The organism is Micromonospora sp. WMMD1082 (genome assembly GCF_029626175.1).
Taxonomy (GTDB): domain Bacteria; phylum Actinomycetota; class Actinomycetes; order Mycobacteriales; family Micromonosporaceae; genus Micromonospora.
Window position 1 is genome coordinate 5,626,366 of record NZ_JARUBM010000002.1, and the last position, 16,421, is coordinate 5,642,786.

Here is a 16,421-nt window from a genome sequence, read left to right on the forward strand (position 1 = left end):
GTTTCGGGGAATCCGGGAAGGTCGGGGCGGCCGGGACTTCAGGCGCCGCCGTCCCCGGTCTCCGGCGGCACCGCCGGAGAGGTCGTCGGCGTCGGCGAGGGTGGATCGGTCGACGGGCTGGGGCTGCCGGTCTCCGTCGGCTCAGGGCTGGGCGTCGTCGGCTCCGGCGTCGTCGGCTCACTCGACACGGTCGGTTGCGGCGTGGTCGGCTCGGGCGACGGGGACTCCGTCGCCCGGCCCGTCGAGCCGGCCGGCACCAACGGCGGCACCCGGGCGGGTGCGCTCTCCTCCTGACTCGGCGGTGCCTGCTCCTCGGCGGTGGATTCGGCCGTCGGCGTGGTGGTCGGCAGCTTGACCGCCGGGGTGTTGGCGTCGGTGGCCGCGCCGAGTGCCGCGCCGAGGGCCGCCAAGCCGACCAGCACCGCCGTGAGCGCGCCGACGAGCGCGCCGCGTCCCCGCCGGCCGGGCGGCCGGGCGCCGATCACCGGCAGGTCGGTGCGGGTGTCCGGCCCCGCGCCGCGCAGGGACGTGGCCGCCGGGACCATCGCCGTGGGCAGGGAGCCCTCCGACACGGCGGCCCGCGCGGCCTCCGCCATCGCCGCACCGCTGCCGAACCGGTCGGCCGGATCCTTCGCCAGCGCGCGGGCGACCAGCACCCGCACCGCCTCCGGGATGTCCGGCGGCAGCTCCGGCGGTGGGTCGTCGAGGTGCCGGACGGCGACCTGAAGCGGGTTGTCGCCGGTGAACGGCGGGCTGCCGGTCAGGCAGCAGTAGGCGACCGCGCCGAGCGCGTACAGATCGGTCGCCCCGGAGACCGGCCGTCCGGCGGCCTGCTCGGGCGCCATGTACAGCGCGGTGCCCGGCACCGCGTTCGTGCTGGTGATGCTCGTCACGTTCGTCGAACGGGCGACGCCGAAGTCGACCAGGACGACCGTGCCGTCCTCCTGCATCAGCAGGTTGCTCGGCTTGACGTCGCGGTGGACGATCCCGCCGAGGTGCGCGGCGTGCAGCGCCTGCGCCGCCTGCGCCACGACCGACATGGCCACGCCCACGTCCAGGCGCCCCTCGGCCTCGATCCGCTTGGACAGCGGCTGACCGGTGACGAACTCCATGACCAGGTAGTCGGCCCGGCTGCCGTCGGGTAGGTCGTCCTCGCCGCAGTCGAAGACCTGCACGATCCCCGGGTGGCGCAGCGCCGCCATGATCCGCGCCTCGGCACGGAACCGGGCGATGAAGTCGGGGTCGGAGACCAGGGAGGGCAACAGCACCTTGACCGCGACCTGGCGGCCGAGGATCAGGTCGGTTCCCCGCCAGACGTCGCCCATGCCGCCGGTGGCGACGCGCTCGTCCAGGCGGTACCGACCGCTGAGTACGACCTCCGCATACAACACGGCACCACCGTACCCACAGTGTGCCCGAACGGCGCGTCGACGGTCCGGGCGTACGGCTCCTCGTCGGGCGGGATCCGGCCGGATCGTGAATTCCACTCGACGGGCGGCTGACCCCTGCTACACAGATGATGGTGGAGACGACGACGATCGGTGTGAATGTCACCGGTGCGGGTTACGGTGGGCGGCGGTCCGGTCCGCAGAGGGGAGCGGTGGCATGGTGACGTCTTCGGAGGTGGGTCAGGTTCGGGTGCTGCGTGACCGCGCCGCGGCCGCTCGACATCTCGCCCGCATCTGCTTCAAGACCGGTCCACCCACGTGCACCGGGGTCGAGCTCGAGTGGACGGTTCACGACGCCGTCGACCCGCGCCGTCCCGTCGACGCCGCGCGACTGCGCGCGGCGTTGGGGCCGTACAGCCCCACCACGCTGGACCCGACCAGCCCCGCCCTGCGCCTGCTCCAGGGCGGCGCGGTGACCGTCGAGCCCGGCGGGCAGGTGGAGATCTCCACCCCGCCGCGAGCCTCCGTCGCCGCGCTGATCGAGGCGACCCAGTCCGACATCGACCAGGTCGTCCGCCTGTTGGACGCCGCCGGCCTGACGCTCGGCCGCGCCGGCATCGATCCGTACCGACACCCGCAGCCGGTGATCGACACCCCGCGTTACCGCGCCATGCGTCGGGTCTTCGACCGCCACGGGCCGGACGGGCAGACGATGATGTACAGCAGCGCCGGCCTGCAGATCTGTCTCGACGCGGGGGAGCCCGAGCAGCTCGTGGCGCGCTGGGAGCTGGCGCACACGGTCGGGCCGCCGCTGCTCGCCGCCTTCGCCACCGCCGGCCGGCACGCGGGCCGCGACACCGGCTGGGCGTCGGCCCGGATGGGCGCGTGGTGGCGCATCGACCCGGCCCGGACGGCGCCGGTCTGGACGCCGGGCCGGGCCGGCGAGGATCCGGTCGCCGCCTGGACCGCGTACGTGCTGGCCGCCCCGCTGCTCTGTGTGCGCGGCGACGGCGCGGACTGGACGCCCCCGCCGGGCGTCACGTTCGCCGACTGGATCGACGGTGCGCTGGGCCGACCGCCCAGCGTCGACGACCTCGACTACCACGTCAGCACGCTCTTCCCACCGGTGCGCCCGCGCGGATACCTCGAACTGCGCTACCTCGACACCCAGCCCGACCGCGACTGGACCGTGCCGCTGGCGGTGCTCAGCGCGCTGTTCAGCGGTCCCGAGACCGTCGCCGAGGCGGCGGCGGTGACCGCACCGGCGGCCGACGGCTGGCACCGCGCCGCGCGGCAGGGTCTGCGCGACCCGATCCTGGCCCGGGCCGCGGCCGGCCTGTTCGACCTGGCCCTGGCGGCGTTGCCGCGGCTGGACCTGCCGCCGGCCCTGCACGACGAGATCGACCGGGGAGTACGACGGCGGCGCCACGCCGCGGAGAGGAGTCAGCGGTGACCGACACCACCAGCACCGACCGGGGCCCCGAGGAGCTCCGCGGCCGGATCGCGGCCGAGCTGGCCCGCACCCGGGCCCGTACCGCCCTGCTGACCGACGCGGTGGACGACGACGACCTGACGCGCCAGCACTCGCCGTTGATGTCCCCGCTGGTGTGGGACCTGGCCCACGTGGGCAACCAGGAGGAACTCTGGCTGGTCCGCGACGTCGGGCGGCGGGAGGCGGTCCGGAGCGACATCGACGACCTGTACGACGCGTTCAAACAGCCGCGCCGGGACCGCCCGTCGCTGCCGCTGCTGCCGCCCGGCGAGGCGCGGGCGTACGTGGCCACCGTCCGCGAGAAGGTGTACGACCTGCTGGACCGCGTCGCCTTCGACAGTCGCCGGCTGGTCGTCGACGGCTTCGCCTTCGGCATGGTCGTGCAGCACGAGCAGCAGCACGACGAGACCATGCTCGCCACCCACCAGCTGCGCTCCGGCCCTGCGGTGCTGCACGCGCCGCCGCCGCCCGAGCCGGCCGTGCGGGTGCCCGCTGAGGTGCTGGTGCCCGCCGGCCCGTTCGTCATGGGCACCGACGCCGACCCGTGGGCGCTGGACAACGAGCGTCCGGCCCACCGGGTGGAGCTGCCCGCGTACGTCATCGACGCGGCGCCGGTGACCAACGGTGCGTACCGCGCGTTCATCGCCGACGGCGGGTACGACGACCCGCGCTGGTGGACCGAGACGGGCTGGGGGCACCGCCGGCAGGCCGGGCTGAGCGCGCCGCTGCACTGGCGGCGTGACGGCGACGGCTGGGCGTACCGGCGCTTCGGCCGTTGGGATCCGGTCCGCGACGACGAGCCGGTGGTGCACGTCTGCTTCCACGAGGCACAGGCGTACGCCCGCTGGGCGGGCAAGCGGCTGCCCACCGAGGCGGAGTGGGAGAAGGCCGCCCGCTGGGATCCGGCGACCGGCCGCTCCCGTCGCTATCCGTGGGGTGACGAGGAGCCGACGCCGGCGCACGCCAACCTGGGGCAGCGGCACCTGTCGCCGGCGCCGGTCGGCGCCTACCCCGCCGGTGCCTCGCCGCTCGGCGTGCACCAACTCGTCGGCGACGTGTGGGAGTGGACCTCCACCCCGTTCCGGGGATATCCGGGCTTCGCCGCCTTCCCCTACCGGGAATACTCCGAGGTCTTCTTCGGCGACGACCACCAGGTCCTGCGGGGCGGTTCGTTCGGCACCGACCGGGCCGCCTGCCGGGGCACGTTCCGCAACTGGGACTACCCCATCCGCCGGCAGATCTTCAGCGGTTTCCGCTGCGCCCGCGACGCCCGGGCCGACGAGGTCGACCGGTGACGGGAGCCAGGCGACCGGCCCGGGTGGCCTGATGTGCCGACACCTGGCCTACCTGGGGCCGCCGGTGACCCTGCGTGAGCTGCTCCTCGATCCGCCGCACTCGTTGCTGCGCCAGTCCTGGGCGCCACGCGACATGCGTGGCGGTGGGACGGTCAACGCCGACGGGTTCGGCGTCGGCTGGTATCCGGACGGCGGCGGCGCGCCGGTGCGGTACCGCCGGGCCCAGCCGATCTGGAGCGATCCGACGATCGCCGGACTCGCGGCGGTCACCTCGGCCGGCGCGGTGCTGGCCGCGGTCCGCTCGGCCACCGTCGGCATGCCGGTCGTTGACGCCGCCGCCGCGCCGTTCGCCGAGGGCCGGTGGTTGTTCAGCCACAACGGTGTGGTGCGCGGCTGGCCGGACTCGATGGTCCCGCTCGCCGCCGCACTACCCGTTCGTGACCTGCTCACTCTCGACGCGTCGACCGACTCGGCGCTGCTGTGGGCGCTGGTGCGCGACCGGTTGCGCGCGGGCCTCGGGCCGGCTCGGGCGGTCGCCGAGACGGTCACCGCGGTCGCCGCGGCCGCCCCCGGCTCGCGGCTCAACCTGCTGCTCACCGACGGCCACACGGTGGTCGCCAACGCGGCCGGGCACGCCCTGTCGCTGCGTGCGGCACCGGTCTCGGTGCTGCTGGCCTCCGAACCGCACGACGACGAACCGGGCTGGCGTGAGGTGCCCGAGGGGCAGCTCGTGGCGGCCACCGCGACCGAGGTACGCCAGCGCCCGCTGGCGGCGTGGTGAGCCGGCCCGTACCACCACCGACACGCACGACGGAAGGGGAAGCTGATGGGCGCTGAGCCGCTGGAGATCCACCTCGACGACCAGGACCTGGATCGCAGCCTGCGGCGGGACGTACGGGTCGGGCTGACCGCGCCGGAGAAGTGGCTGCCGCCGAGATGGTTCTACGACACCCGGGGCAGCGAGCTGTTCGACGAGATCACCCGGCTGCCCGAGTACTACCCCACCCGCGCCGAGCGTGCCGTGCTGGCCGACCGCGCGGCCGAGATCGTCGAGTTGACGCGCGCGAAGACCCTGATCGAGCTGGGTTCCGGGTCGTCGGAGAAGACCCGGCTCCTGCTGGACGCCTTCACCCACCGGGGCGGGCTGGGGACGTTCGTGCCGCTGGACGTGTCGGTCAGCGCCCTGACGGGCTCCACCACCGCCCTCGCCGCCGACTATCCCGGGCTGCGGGTACGCGGCATCGTCGGGGACTTCACCCGCCACCTGGACCGGCTGCCCACCGGCGGGCGGCGGCTGGTGATCTTCCTTGGCGGCACCATCGGCAACCTGCTCCCGGCGGAGCGGGCCGACTTCCTTGCCCGGATGCGCGCCGCCCTGGAGGCGGGTGACTGGCTGTTGGTCGGTACCGACCTGGTCAAGAACCCGGCGGTGATCGTTCCGGCGTACGACGACGCGGCGGGGGTGACCGCGGAGTTCAACCGCAACGTGCTGCGGGTGCTCAACCGGGAACTCGGGGCCGACCTCGACCCGGAGGCGTTCGCCCACGTCGCACTCTGGGATCCGGCGCACGAGTGGATCGAGATGCGGCTGCGGGCCGAGCGGCCCATGCGGGTGCGGGTACTGGACCTGGACGTCGGCTTCGCCGCCGGGGAGGAGCTGCGCACCGAGGTGTCGGCGAAGTTCCGCCCGGAGGGGATCGCCGCCGAACTGGCCACGGCGGGGTTCCGCACCCAGCGGTTCTGGACCGACCCGGACGGCCTCTTCGGGGTCACCCTGGCCCGGGCCGCGTGACGGGCCGTCGCCGCCCAGCCGGGCTGGGCGGCGGGTCCGGTGGTGGGCCATCTCACCCGGCGGCGCCGCGGCGGCCGATGATCGGCTAGGCTCGGCGTAGCGAAGGGGAGTAGCCCGCAACGTCGTGGTCGACATACTGGTGCGTTCCGCATCCGGCCACGCGGCCTCGTCAGACGAGGCGGGCGAGACCTTCGACCCAGGCTCAACGGCCGGGTCGAGGGCGTCCCCGTGCCTCCTCCCGGCAAGATCCGGAAGGACATCATGGAGGGCTTCCTCGTCGCGCTGGCGGTCAGCTTCGGCGTCATCTTCGTTGCCGAGCTGGGAGACAAGTCCCAGCTCATGGCCCTGGCGTTCGCCACCAGATACCGCACCGTGCCGATCCTGATCGGCATCACCGTCGCCACCGCCGTGGTGCACCTGGCCTCGGTGGCGATCGGCTACGGGCTGGGCGCCGCCCTGCCCACCGGCTGGATCTCGCTGCTGGCGGGCCTGGCCTTCATCGGTTTCGGCATCTGGACCCTGCGCGGTGACACGCTCACCGAGGAGGAGAAGCGCAAGGCCGCCAAGGGCGGCAAGTCGGCCGTGTTCGCCGTCGGTGTCGCGTTCTTCCTGGCCGAACTCGGCGACAAGACGATGCTCGCCACGATCACCCTGGCCACCCAGTACGGCTGGTTCGGCACCTGGATCGGCTCGACCATCGGCATGGTCGCCGCCGACGCGCTCGCCATCGTCGTCGGCCGGCTGCTCGGTCGAAAGCTGCCGGAACGCACCATCAAGTTCGGCGCCGCCGCCCTGTTCGCCATCAGTGGTGTCTGGCTGATCGTCGAGGCGGTCGCGCAGCTGAGTTGAGCGGCCGCGTCGGGCCGCGGCCCGACGCGGCACGCCCGACTACCCGGGTGCCGGCCGGGTATGGCGCCCGGGTGGACGTGGCGCCGATCCTGGAGCACGGTCACCAGTCCCTGGTGACCGCGGTGGAACTCGTCGGCGCCCTGGTGATCGCTGCCGGAGCGGCCTGGGCGGCGCTGTGGTTCGTGCTCGACGGGCTGCGCTACCGCGACGCCGCCGTCTTCACCCGGATCCGGTTGACCCTGAGCCGCTTCCTCACCCTGGGGCTGGAGTTCCAGCTGGCGGCGGACATCCTGCGTACCGCCCTGTCGCCGACCTTCGCGCAGATCGGCCAGCTCGCCGCCATCGCCGCCATCCGGACCGTCCTGAACTACGTCCTAGGCCGGGAGATCGAGCAGGAGCAGCGACAGGTCGGTGGCTCGGGACGACCGGGTCAGGCGCCGGGCCGCTGGTAGACGTCCGGCACGCCGTCCCGGTCGAGGTCGACCTGCTCCTTCAGGGCGATCGCCCGGTGGAACCTGTTGCGCCGCCGCAGCACCACGGTGGCCAACAGCGCCGAGATCAGCGATCCGCCCAGCACCGCGGCCTTGACGTTGCCACCGGCCACGCCGTCGGAGCCGAAGGCCAGTTCGCCGATGAGCAGCGACACGGTGAAGCCGATACCGGCCAGGAACGACACGCCGAGCAGATCCGACCAGCTGATGTCCTCGTCCAGGCTGGCCCGGGTGAACCGGGCGAGCAGGAAGGTGGAGCCGAGGACGCCGACGCACTTGCCGACGACCAGACCGAGCACGACACCCAGGACGATCGGGTCGGTGACCACCGCGCCGAGGTCGGCGCCGCGCAGCGAGACCCCGGCGGCGAAGAACGCGAAGACGGGTACGGCGACACCGGCCGAGATCGGCCGCCACACGTGCTCCAGGTGCTCGGCGAGGCCGGGCATCGGGCGACGCGGGTCGCCGTTCCGGCCGGCGAGCACCGGCACGGTGAAGCCCAGCAGCACCCCGGCGACCGTGGCGTGCACCCCGGAGGCGTGCACCAGCGTCCAGGCCACGAGCGCGAGCGGGACGAGCGCCCACCACCACGTGCGGCGACGCTGCACCAGCAGGCCGAACAGGGCGATCGGGGCCAGCGCGCCGAGCAGCGGTAGCAGGCTGACGTCGTCGGTGTAGAAGACCGCGATGATGGTGATCGCGAGCAGGTCGTCGACCACGGCCAGGGTGAGCAGGAAGGCGCGCAGCCCCTGCGGCAGATGGGCCCCGATCAGGGCCAGCACCGCCAGCGCGAAGGCGATGTCGGTGGCGGTCGGGACGGCCCAGCCGCGCAGTCCCTCGCCGCCGCCGGCGACGGTGACCCCCACGTAGATCAGCGCCGGCGCCATCATGCCGCAGATCGCCGCCACCACCGGCAGCACCGCCCGGCGCGGGTCGCGCAGGTCACCGGCGACGAATGCGCGCTTCAGTTCCAGCCCGACCACGAAGAAGAAGATGGCCAACAGGCCGTCGGCGGCCCAGGTGGCCAGGTCGATGTCGAGGTGTAGCGCCGAGCCGCCGGGCCAGGGCACCCATCGCCCCAGCTCGGCGTAGGCGTCGCCCCAGGGCGAGTTGGCCCAGAGCAGGGCGAGCACGGCCCCGAAGAGCAGGAGGGCGCCACCGACGGTCTCGGTGCGCAGCACGTCGGCCACGAAGCGCGCCTCCGGCCAGGAGGTACGCGCGAAGAGGCGGCGTACGCCGCGGCGCTCGGGGCGCGGGGGCTGGTGGTTCATGTCCGGGGCTCATCTCGCGGTCGAAGGGCAGCACTGCACCATCGCCGACCAGGCTTCCCGGCACACCGTGCACGACCTTATCCACTGCCGACCGAAAGAACACACCGCACTTTTCCGGGCCGGAAGCGATTCCGACGGCCCGTCGGTCCGGTTGGTCACAGCGGACGCGATCCCACTGACCCAGGAAAATACCTAACTCCGGACATAAGCCGCATGAGCCGCTTTAATGGTTTCACGAGATTGAGACGACCTTGGGGGTTTTCGTGAAGTTCTTTGGCGTTACCGGCCCGGTACGGAGGCCCGCCTGATGGACCTGTACCGCCAACTACGCCTCGTGCGCCGGCACTGGTGGATCGTCCTGGTCACGCTCATGGTGGCCCTGGGCGTGACCGCCCTGGTCACCGTCCGGGCCCAGCCCCGCTACGTCGCCTCGGTCACCTTCTTCGTCACCACGCCGAGCCAGGGTGTCACGGACGCCTACCAGGGCGGCCTCTTCCTCCAGCAGCGGGTGAAGTCCTACGCGGAGCTGCTGACCAGCGACCGGCTGGCACAGGCCGCGGTGGCCGACAGCCAACTGGGGCTGACCGCCGAGGAGGTCCAGCGCCGGGTCAGCACCTCCACCGAGACCGGCACGGTCCTGCTCCGGGCGTCGGTGACCGACACCGACCAGACCCGGGCCCTGCGGGTCAGCGAGGCGCTCTCGGCGAAGTTCGTCGAACTCGTGCAGAAGGTCGAGGCGCGGCCGGACGGCAGCCCCGGGCCGATCAAGATCGAGGTCGTCAGCGGGCCCCGGGTCACGCCCACCCCGGTCTCGCCGCAGCCGGTCCGGAACACCGCCATCGGCGCCCTGCTCGGCCTGCTGGCCGGCGTCGGCCTGGCGATCCTGCGCGGCATGGCCGACGTGCGGCTGCGCGACGCCGCCGGGCTGCAACGCGTGACCGGCAGCCCGCTGCTCGGCGAGATTCCGATCGACACCGCCGCACGCTCGGCCCCGTTGATCGTGGGCGACGCCGCGACCTCGGCGCGGGCCGAGGCGGTTCGCAAACTCAGGACCAACCTGCGCTTCGTCGACGTGCACGAGCCGGCGCGGGTCATCGCCGTCACCAGCGCCCTGCAGGGCGAGGGCAAGACCACGCTGTCGTGCAACCTGGCGATCGCCCTGGCCGAGGCGGGCTGGCGGGTCCTGCTGGTCGACGCCGACCTGCGTCGGCCGAAGGTCGACGACTACCTGGGCATCGACGCCGGGGTGGGGCTGACCGACGTGCTGGTCGGCGACGTGCACGTGGGCGACGTGGTCCAGCGCTGGGGCGACAAGTCCCTGCTCGTGCTGCCGAGCGGCTCGGCCCCGCCCAACCCGAGCGAGCTGCTCGGCTCGAAGGCCATGTCGGACCTGCTGCTGGCCCTGCGCGAGTCCGCCGACATCGTCATCATCGACACCGCGCCGCTGCTCGCGGTCACCGACGGTGTGGTGGTCGCGGTGCAGGCCGACGGCGCTCTGCTGGTCACGCAGCAGGGACGTACCTCCCGGGCGCAGGTGGCGGCGGCGGCCCGGGCGTTGCACTCGGTCTCGGTGCGGCTGCTCGGCTGCGTGCTGAACATGGCCCGGGTGCCCAAGACCGAGGCGTACCAGTACGAGGCATACCGCGTGGTCGCCGCCGCGTCGGGCGCCCAGACGGTGCCCACGGACCGGGCATCGGCCGGCCGGCACGCCGAGCACGCGCAGGCCGCCGAGACGAGCGACCACACCCAGGAACTCACCCGGCTGCCCCGATGAGCGTGCGCAGCGAGCGAATCATCGGGCTCAGTGCGATGGTGCCTCGTCGCGGCGCAGAGCGTAGGGAGGTGCTTCGATGAGCGCCGCCAGAGGGCGCAACGCGCGGTCGATCTCCTCCGCGCAGCGTCGGAAGTCCTCGGGCGTACCGCTCACCGGATCCCGCAGGTCGTCGGCCTCCCCGGGGGCGGGTTGCAGCCGCCCCCGGGCCAGGGCCGCGGCGGCCACCGCGGCCTGCACCGGGTCGCCGGGCTCGTCCACCGGCGGCTCGACGGCGGCGGCGAGCCGACCGAACTGGCGCAGGGTGAACGTCCGGTGCAGCGCCGCGGGCGCCAGTGCGGTGCAGATCGAGCGCTGGCGCCGGGTGGCGGTCAGCACCAGCGTCGCGCCGGTGAGGTGCTCCGGCAGCAACCGTCGACTGCGGAAGGACGCCGGATCCTCGCCGGTCTCCGCCGCGATCTCCGCCGCGTACGGATGCATGGCCAGGCCCTCGACGGCGTCGGTGCCGGCGCTGGTCACCAGCACCGGACGGCCGGCGAGCAGGCGACGCGCGGCGTACTCGGCCATCGGTGACCGGCACAGGTTGGCGTGGCAGACGAACAGCACCCCGTTGGCCATGTGGAACCCCCTCGACGACGCGATCGCGGGCGGTAGCACCGCGACGAGAAGCGGTCGCCGGTGGCGCCCGCCCCGGGAGGGGATGCCGGAATCGTACGCAGCCGCGGCGCCCACGGTCCCGGGCGGCGCGCCGAACCGGCGGGCCGGGACGGAGGTGTGACGGTGCGGATCGGGATCCTGACTTACCACTTCCCGCCGGAACCGGCGTTCATCCCCGGCAGCCTGGCCGAGGAACTGGCCGGGCGGGGTCACGAGGTGCGGGTGCTCACCGGCTTTCCCGACTACCCGGGCGGGCACGTCTACCCGGGCTGGCGGCAGCGCTGGCACCACGAGACCCGCAGCCGGGGGCTGACCGTGCGCCGGGTGCCCCGGTACAGCACCGGTGATGCCACCGCGCGCGGCCGGATGGCCTCCTGGCTCTCCTTCGCCGGCAGCGCGGCGCTGGTGGGGCGCCGATTTCTCGCCGGCGTCGACGTGCTGTACGTGCACCAGCCGCCGGCGGCGGCGTTCGCCTCGGCGGCCCTGCTGCGCCTGCTCGGCCCCGTGCCGGTGGTCCTGCACGTGCCGGACGTGTGCGCCGAGGAGGCGCCGGAGGGCGTCGACGACGGCCGCTGGGCCGGGCGGGTCCGCGCGGCCATGGCCCGGACCTATCGGGCCGCCACCGCGATCGCGGTGACCGCGCCGTCGCTGCGCGACGCGGTCGTGGCGACCGGGATCGATCGGGCGCGGGTCCGGGTGGTGCTCAACTGGACCGACGAGCGCATCTTCCGTCCGGCACAGGCCAGCGCGGCCGCGCGCCGACTGGTCCGCCGCGACGAGCGGTGCGTCGTGATGCACGCCGGCACCATCGGGGCGCGGCAGGGGCTGGAGACCGCGGTACGGGCCGCGGCGGCCCTGGGCGACACCGCGGACCTGGTCCTGGTGGGTTCGGGTGCCGACGAGCGGCGGGTGCGGGGGCTCGCCGCCGACCTGCGGGCCGACAACGTCCGGTTCGTCGACCGGCGGTCCCCGCTGGACATGCCCGAGCTGTACGCCGCCGCCGACTACCAGCTGGTGATGCTGCGTGACCTGCCGGAGTTGCGCAGCACCGTGCCGGACAAGCTCCAGGCGGCGCTGTCGTGCGGGGCGCCGGTGGTCGCCTCGGCCGGCGGGGACACCGCCGCCCTGGTCGAGCGGACCCGGGCGGGGCTGTCCTGCCCGCCCGAGGACTGGGCCAGCCTGGCGGACCGGTTCTGGCTGGCGGCGCACATCCCCGCCCCGGCACGGGCCGAGATGGGCCGGCGCGGCCGGGAGGCGTACCTGCGGGACATGTCGCTGCCGGCCGGGGTGGACCGGATAGAGGAGCTGCTGCGGGACGCGGCGGCCGGCGGCACCACCCGGGACATGAATCACGACCGAATCTCGCATAACGGCTAATAGCGTCATTAACCCACCAGTTTCGCCGTTAAGTGTTAAGAACGTATGTGGTCTTCTGTCCGTTTTCGACGAGTTGGAGTGTGGTGTGACGGAGAGCGAGAGCCCTCGTCGTCGGGCCAGCCGGCGTCGCCGCCGTCGGCGTGCGCGGCTGCGCCGCGCCCTGCTCACCACGCTCGTGGTCGGCTCGCTGGTGCTGGGCCTGGCCGGCTGGGTCGGTCTGCGCGGCTGGCAGGCCCGCGCCCACCTGGTCAACGCGGCCGGGCTGGCCGGCGAACTGAGCGCCCACCTGGTCGGTGGCGACACCGCCCGCGCCCAGCGGACGCTCGCCGCGTTGCAGGAGCAGTCCGGGGCGGCCCGCCGGGCCACCGGGGATCCCGGTTGGTGGCTCGGCCGGCAGACCCCGATCGCCGGGGCGAATCTCTCCGCGGTCCGGCAGATCGCCATCGCCATCGACGATCTCGCCCGTCAGGCGTTCCCGGCGCTGCTCCGCGTCGACCTCGGTGACCTGGTGCCCCAGGAGGGGCGGCTCGACGTCTCCGGGCTGCGCGCCGTCACCGACGAGCTGGTCGCGGTCGACGCGACCGTGCAGCAGGCCCGTACGGAGTTGGCCGAGGTCTCCGGGGACCGGCTGGTCGGGCAGGTCCGGCGCGCCCTGGAGGACCTGCGCGGTGAGATCGACCGACTGGCCGCGATGACCTCGGCGGCCGACCGGGCCAGTCGCCTGCTGCCGCCGCTGCTCGGCGTCGACGGTCCGCGACGCTACCTGCTGGTGTCGCAGAACTCGGCGGAGCTGCGCGCGACCGGCGGCATGTTCGGCGCGTACGCGGTGATCGAGGCGGACCAGGGCCGGGTCAAGATGGGCGCGCAGGGCAGCAGTTCGAGCCTCGGCCGGTTCGTGAAGCCGCTGAAGATCTCGAAGGAGCTGCGGGCCCTCTGGGGGGACCTGCCCGGCATCTATCCGGCGGACGTGAACCTGAGCCCGCACTTCCCGACCGCCGCCTCGCTGTACCGGGAGATGTACCGCCGGCACAGCGGAGTGACCGTCGACGGTGTCCTCGCCGTCGACCCGGTGGTGCTGTCGTACCTGCTGAAGGCCACCGGGCCGGTACGGGTGCCGGGCGGGGTGTCGCTAAGTGCCGAGAACGCGGTGCGGACGCTGCTCAACGACGCGTATCAGCGGATGGCTCCGGAGGAGCAGGACAGCTTCTTCGCGGCCGCGGCCGCCACGGTGTTCGACACCCTGTTCGCGAGGAACGTGCACCCGAATGGGTTACTGTCCGCATTTGACCGCTCTATACAAGAACGTCGGATATTGTTCTGGAGTGCCCGACCGGAGGAACAGCGGACATTCGGCGACAGCCGGATGGCCGGGACGCTTCCGGAACAGGACACCGTGCCGACGGTCGGCGTGTTCCTCAACGACGGCAGCGGCGCGAAGCTCGGCTACTACCTCCGACAGACCGCCGACCTGACGGTCGGCGACTGCCACGCCGACGGTCGCCGCGAGTTGAACCTCAGGGTGACGCTCCGGTCCACCGCACCGGCCTCGGGGCTCAGCAAGTCGGTCCTCGGCCTGGGGCGGACCGGGGACCCGTACACCGTCCGGACGCTCGTGTCGGTGTACGGCCCGGCCGGCGGGTCGGTGCTCGACACCCACCTCGACGGCGCCGAGACCTCCGTGGGTAACGGCACGGAGCGGCGCCGGCAGGTCGCCACCGTGAACGTCGAGGTCGGCCCGGGCGGGGCCCGAACGCTGGAGGTCTCGCTGCTGACGGGCAAGACGGACAGCGGGGCTGCCGAGCTGTGGCTGACCCCGACCGCCACCCCATGGACCACCCAAGTTGTTACCGCACCCAGCTGTTCTCAGTAGGAGGGAACGAACCATGCGGCTATCCCGCATCATCATGGCGCTCTCGGTCGGTCTGGCCGTGGTGGCCGTGCCGACCGCGGCGGGGGCGGCGCAGCCGCAGCCGGCGCCAACAGTCACCGATACGCCCCAGCCACCGCCCTATCCGCCGGTGCTCGCCTCGCTGACGGTGAACCGACCCACCATCTTCCTGGGTGAGACGGTCATCCTCACCGGCCGCAACTTCGGGCCGAACGAGACGGTGGACATCGTGGTCTCGGTGACGCCGCTGGCCGCGCCGGCCGCCGGCACGGCCCGCCGCAGCGACGGCAGCACGGTCGCTATGGCACCGGTGGCCTTCCAGGCCAGCGCGCCGCTGAGCTTCACCGCTCGGACCAACGCGCAGGGCGTCTTCACCCGGCGGTACACGCCGTCGGTGACCGGCCTGCTCACCTTCACCGCGACCGGCCGGGAGTCCGGCCGGACCGCCACGACCGAGCTGCGGGTGCTGCACAAGAAGAAGCCGCACCTGCCGGTCACGGGCAGCAGCCTGGGCACGCCGATGAAGGTCGGTGGTGGTCTCGTGGCCGCCGGCGCGGTCCTGCTGCTCGGCACCGTGCTGTGGCGGCGGCGCAACCGCTTCGGTGCCGGTGGCGCGCACTGATCCAGCACTCCGGGCAGGGCCCGGACAAGACACCGGTACCGGTGTCCGCCGTTCCCTCGGCGGGCACCGGTACCCGTGTGTCCGGCTCCGGTCGGTCACCGCCGTCCGGCTCACCGGACCCGTAGCGTTCACTGGTCGTCGTGGACGAGACGATCTGGCAGGCGGTGCGGACCGCGCGTGGCTGGTTGGACGAGGCGAACGGCACCGGGCAGGCGGAGCTGACCTGTCGCATGCTGAAGCTGACCGAGGAGGCGGGCGAGGTGGCCGGCGCCTGGATCGGGCTGCTCGGCCAGAACCCCCGCAAGGGCGTCACCCACACCCGGGAGGACGTGGCGGCGGAGCTGGCCGACGCCGCGTTCACCGCCCTGGTCGCCATCGAGAGCCTGGGCCTCGATGCCCGCGCGGTGCTGGGGCGCTGCGCCGGCAAGGTCGCCGAGCGAGTGGGCGAGCGGCCCGGCGCCAGCGGTGCGAACCCGGGCCCGCGGGAGTCCGGTCCGGCCGGGCGCGGCGGCGCCGAACGGGCGTAGGGTCGGCCTGTGGAGCGTACCGAGTCGATGCCCGCGCAGACCCGACCTCCCGGTGTGGCGACCGTCGACCCCGGCAGCGTCCTGCTGCCCGGCCACGACGTGCCGCTGGGCCGCTACACCACGGTGCGCCGGCTGTTGCCGCAGCGCACCCGGCGCCTGGTCGGGGCCTGGTGCTTCGTCGACCACTTCGGGCCCGACGACGTGGCGCAGCGGCCGGGCATGGAGGTGCCGCCGCACCCGCACACCGGGTTGCAGACCGTGACCTGGCTGCTCGACGGCGAGATCCTGCACCGCGACAGCCTCGGCAACGAGCAGCCGATCCGCCCCGGCCAGCTCAACGTGATGACCTCCGGCCACGGCATCGCGCACTCCGAGCGCTCGCCGGCCGAGCATCCGCCGCTGATGCACGGCGTACAGCTGTGGGTGGCGCTGCCGGACCCGGCCCGGGCCGGCGCGGCCGACTTCGCCCACCACGCCGAGTTGCCCCGGTGGCGCGACGGCGACCTGGACGTCACCCTGCTGGTCGGGGAACTCGCCGGCGAACGCTCGCCGGCCCGGGTGCACACCCCGCTGCTCGGCGCGCAGCTGGAGCTGGCCGGGGCGGGAGCGGTCGCGCTGCCGTTGCGGCGCGACTTCGAGTACGCGCTGCTCGCCCTCGACGGGGCCGCCGAGGTCGACGGCGTGCCGCTCGCACCCGGTGCGCTGCTCTGGCTCGGCACGGGACGGGACACGTTCGCCGCGCGCGGCGAACCCGGCACCCGGCTGATGCTGCTCGGCGGCACACCGTTCGAGGAGCCGCTGGTGATGTGGTGGAACTTCGTCGGCCGCAGCCACGAGGAGATCGTCGCCGCGCGGGAGGACTGGATGGCCGGGCGGCGCTTCGGCGCCGTCGCCGCCGACCCGGACCCGCCGCTGCCCGCGCCGACGCTGCCCACCACCCGGCTCAAGGCCCGCGACCGGTCCGGCGGCTTCCGGGACTCGTGAGGGACTAGTCGCCCCGG

15 protein-coding genes are annotated in these 16,421 nt (G+C 73.6%); 12 read left to right on the forward strand and 3 right to left on the reverse strand.

The features are described from left to right. Positions 1-38: 38 nt before the first annotated feature. Positions 39-1,391, reverse strand: coding sequence for a serine/threonine-protein kinase (locus O7615_RS25880; RefSeq protein WP_278180391.1), 1,353 nt, complete (start codon positions 1,389-1,391; stop codon positions 39-41). Between the two features lie 214 nt (positions 1,392-1,605). On the opposite strand from O7615_RS25880, the gene egtA reads away from it, so the two are divergent. The 6 genes from egtA to O7615_RS25910 all read left to right on the forward strand — a co-directional run bounded on the left by egtA (position 1,606) and on the right by O7615_RS25910 (position 7,268). Further along, positions 1,606-2,841 (forward strand): ergothioneine biosynthesis glutamate--cysteine ligase EgtA, encoded by a 1,236-nt coding sequence (gene egtA / locus O7615_RS25885; RefSeq protein WP_278180392.1) that lies wholly within the window; start codon positions 1,606-1,608, stop codon positions 2,839-2,841. Then, the gene (gene egtB / locus O7615_RS25890) at positions 2,838-4,175 is read left to right on the forward strand and encodes an ergothioneine biosynthesis protein EgtB (protein WP_278180393.1); all 1,338 of its coding nucleotides are present in this window, start codon (positions 2,838-2,840) and stop codon (positions 4,173-4,175) included. The genes egtA and egtB overlap by 4 nt, the downstream gene beginning before the upstream one ends. Before the next feature lie 31 nt (positions 4,176-4,206). Next, positions 4,207-4,956: an ergothioneine biosynthesis protein EgtC gene (gene egtC / locus O7615_RS25895; protein WP_278180394.1), complete on the forward strand. Its 750-nt coding sequence runs from the start codon at positions 4,207-4,209 to the stop codon at positions 4,954-4,956. A gap of 45 nt (positions 4,957-5,001) precedes the next feature. Beyond that, positions 5,002-5,967, forward strand: coding sequence for an L-histidine N(alpha)-methyltransferase (gene egtD, locus O7615_RS25900; protein ID WP_278180395.1), 966 nt, complete (start codon positions 5,002-5,004; stop codon positions 5,965-5,967). A 261-nt stretch (positions 5,968-6,228) separates the two neighbouring features. Then, positions 6,229-6,816 carry a TMEM165/GDT1 family protein gene (locus O7615_RS25905; RefSeq protein ID WP_278182234.1) on the forward strand — a complete coding sequence of 196 codons (588 nt, stop codon included), beginning with the start codon at positions 6,229-6,231 and terminating at the stop codon, positions 6,814-6,816. Between the two features lie 47 nt (positions 6,817-6,863). Further along, positions 6,864-7,268, forward strand: a complete 405-nt coding sequence (locus O7615_RS25910) for a DUF1622 domain-containing protein (RefSeq protein ID WP_278180396.1) — start codon at positions 6,864-6,866, stop codon at positions 7,266-7,268. Here O7615_RS25910 and nhaA read toward each other — a convergent pair. Beyond that, positions 7,247-8,578 carry a Na+/H+ antiporter NhaA gene (nhaA, locus tag O7615_RS25915; protein ID WP_278180397.1) on the reverse strand — a complete coding sequence of 444 codons (1,332 nt, stop codon included), beginning with the start codon at positions 8,576-8,578 and terminating at the stop codon, positions 7,247-7,249. The genes O7615_RS25910 and nhaA overlap by 22 nt on opposite strands. Before the next feature lie 307 nt (positions 8,579-8,885). On the opposite strand from nhaA, the gene O7615_RS25920 reads away from it, so the two are divergent. Next, positions 8,886-10,352 carry a polysaccharide biosynthesis tyrosine autokinase gene (locus O7615_RS25920; protein WP_278180398.1) on the forward strand — a complete coding sequence of 489 codons (1,467 nt, stop codon included), beginning with the start codon at positions 8,886-8,888 and terminating at the stop codon, positions 10,350-10,352. Between the two features lie 27 nt (positions 10,353-10,379). On the opposite strand, the gene O7615_RS25925 is transcribed toward O7615_RS25920, so the two are convergent. Continuing rightward, complete coding sequence (locus O7615_RS25925; RefSeq protein WP_278180399.1) at positions 10,380-10,967, reverse strand: low molecular weight phosphatase family protein; 588 nt, start codon at positions 10,965-10,967, stop codon at positions 10,380-10,382. 162 nt (positions 10,968-11,129) lie between these two features. Here O7615_RS25925 and O7615_RS25930 point away from each other — a divergent pair, with 162 nt between their 5' ends. From O7615_RS25930 to O7615_RS25950, 5 genes are all read left to right on the forward strand, one after another. After that, the gene (locus O7615_RS25930; RefSeq protein ID WP_278180400.1) at positions 11,130-12,383 is read left to right on the forward strand and encodes a glycosyltransferase family 4 protein; all 1,254 of its coding nucleotides are present in this window, start codon (positions 11,130-11,132) and stop codon (positions 12,381-12,383) included. 85 nt (positions 12,384-12,468) lie between these two features. After that, positions 12,469-14,253, forward strand: a complete 1,785-nt coding sequence (locus O7615_RS25935; RefSeq protein ID WP_278180401.1) for a DUF4012 domain-containing protein — start codon at positions 12,469-12,471, stop codon at positions 14,251-14,253. A gap of 13 nt (positions 14,254-14,266) precedes the next feature. Then, positions 14,267-14,893 (forward strand): hypothetical protein, encoded by a 627-nt coding sequence (locus tag O7615_RS25940; protein ID WP_278180402.1) that lies wholly within the window; start codon positions 14,267-14,269, stop codon positions 14,891-14,893. A 140-nt stretch (positions 14,894-15,033) separates the two neighbouring features. After that, positions 15,034-15,420 carry a MazG-like family protein gene (locus tag O7615_RS25945; RefSeq protein ID WP_278180403.1) on the forward strand — a complete coding sequence of 129 codons (387 nt, stop codon included), beginning with the start codon at positions 15,034-15,036 and terminating at the stop codon, positions 15,418-15,420. A gap of 9 nt (positions 15,421-15,429) precedes the next feature. Further along, the gene (locus O7615_RS25950; RefSeq protein WP_278180404.1) at positions 15,430-16,404 is read left to right on the forward strand and encodes a pirin family protein; all 975 of its coding nucleotides are present in this window, start codon (positions 15,430-15,432) and stop codon (positions 16,402-16,404) included. Positions 16,405-16,421 lie beyond the last annotated feature (17 nt).

Excerpts from the sequence above, each read along its gene's own strand:
- egtA (WP_278180392.1), top strand. The coding sequence starts at position 1,606 with ATGGTGACGTCTTCGGAGGTGGGTCAGGTTCGGGTGCTGCGTGACCGC.
- egtC (WP_278180394.1), top strand. The coding sequence starts at position 4,207 with ATGTGCCGACACCTGGCCTACCTGGGGCCGCCGGTGACCCTGCGTGAG.
- egtD (WP_278180395.1), top strand. The coding sequence starts at position 5,002 with ATGGGCGCTGAGCCGCTGGAGATCCACCTCGACGACCAGGACCTGGAT.
- O7615_RS25905 (WP_278182234.1), top strand. The coding sequence starts at position 6,229 with ATGGAGGGCTTCCTCGTCGCGCTGGCGGTCAGCTTCGGCGTCATCTTC.
- nhaA (WP_278180397.1), bottom strand. The coding sequence starts at position 8,578 with ATGAACCACCAGCCCCCGCGCCCCGAGCGCCGCGGCGTACGCCGCCTC.
- O7615_RS25920 (WP_278180398.1), top strand. The coding sequence starts at position 8,886 with ATGGACCTGTACCGCCAACTACGCCTCGTGCGCCGGCACTGGTGGATC.
- O7615_RS25925 (WP_278180399.1), bottom strand. The coding sequence starts at position 10,967 with ATGGCCAACGGGGTGCTGTTCGTCTGCCACGCCAACCTGTGCCGGTCA.
- O7615_RS25940 (WP_278180402.1), top strand. The coding sequence starts at position 14,267 with ATGCGGCTATCCCGCATCATCATGGCGCTCTCGGTCGGTCTGGCCGTG.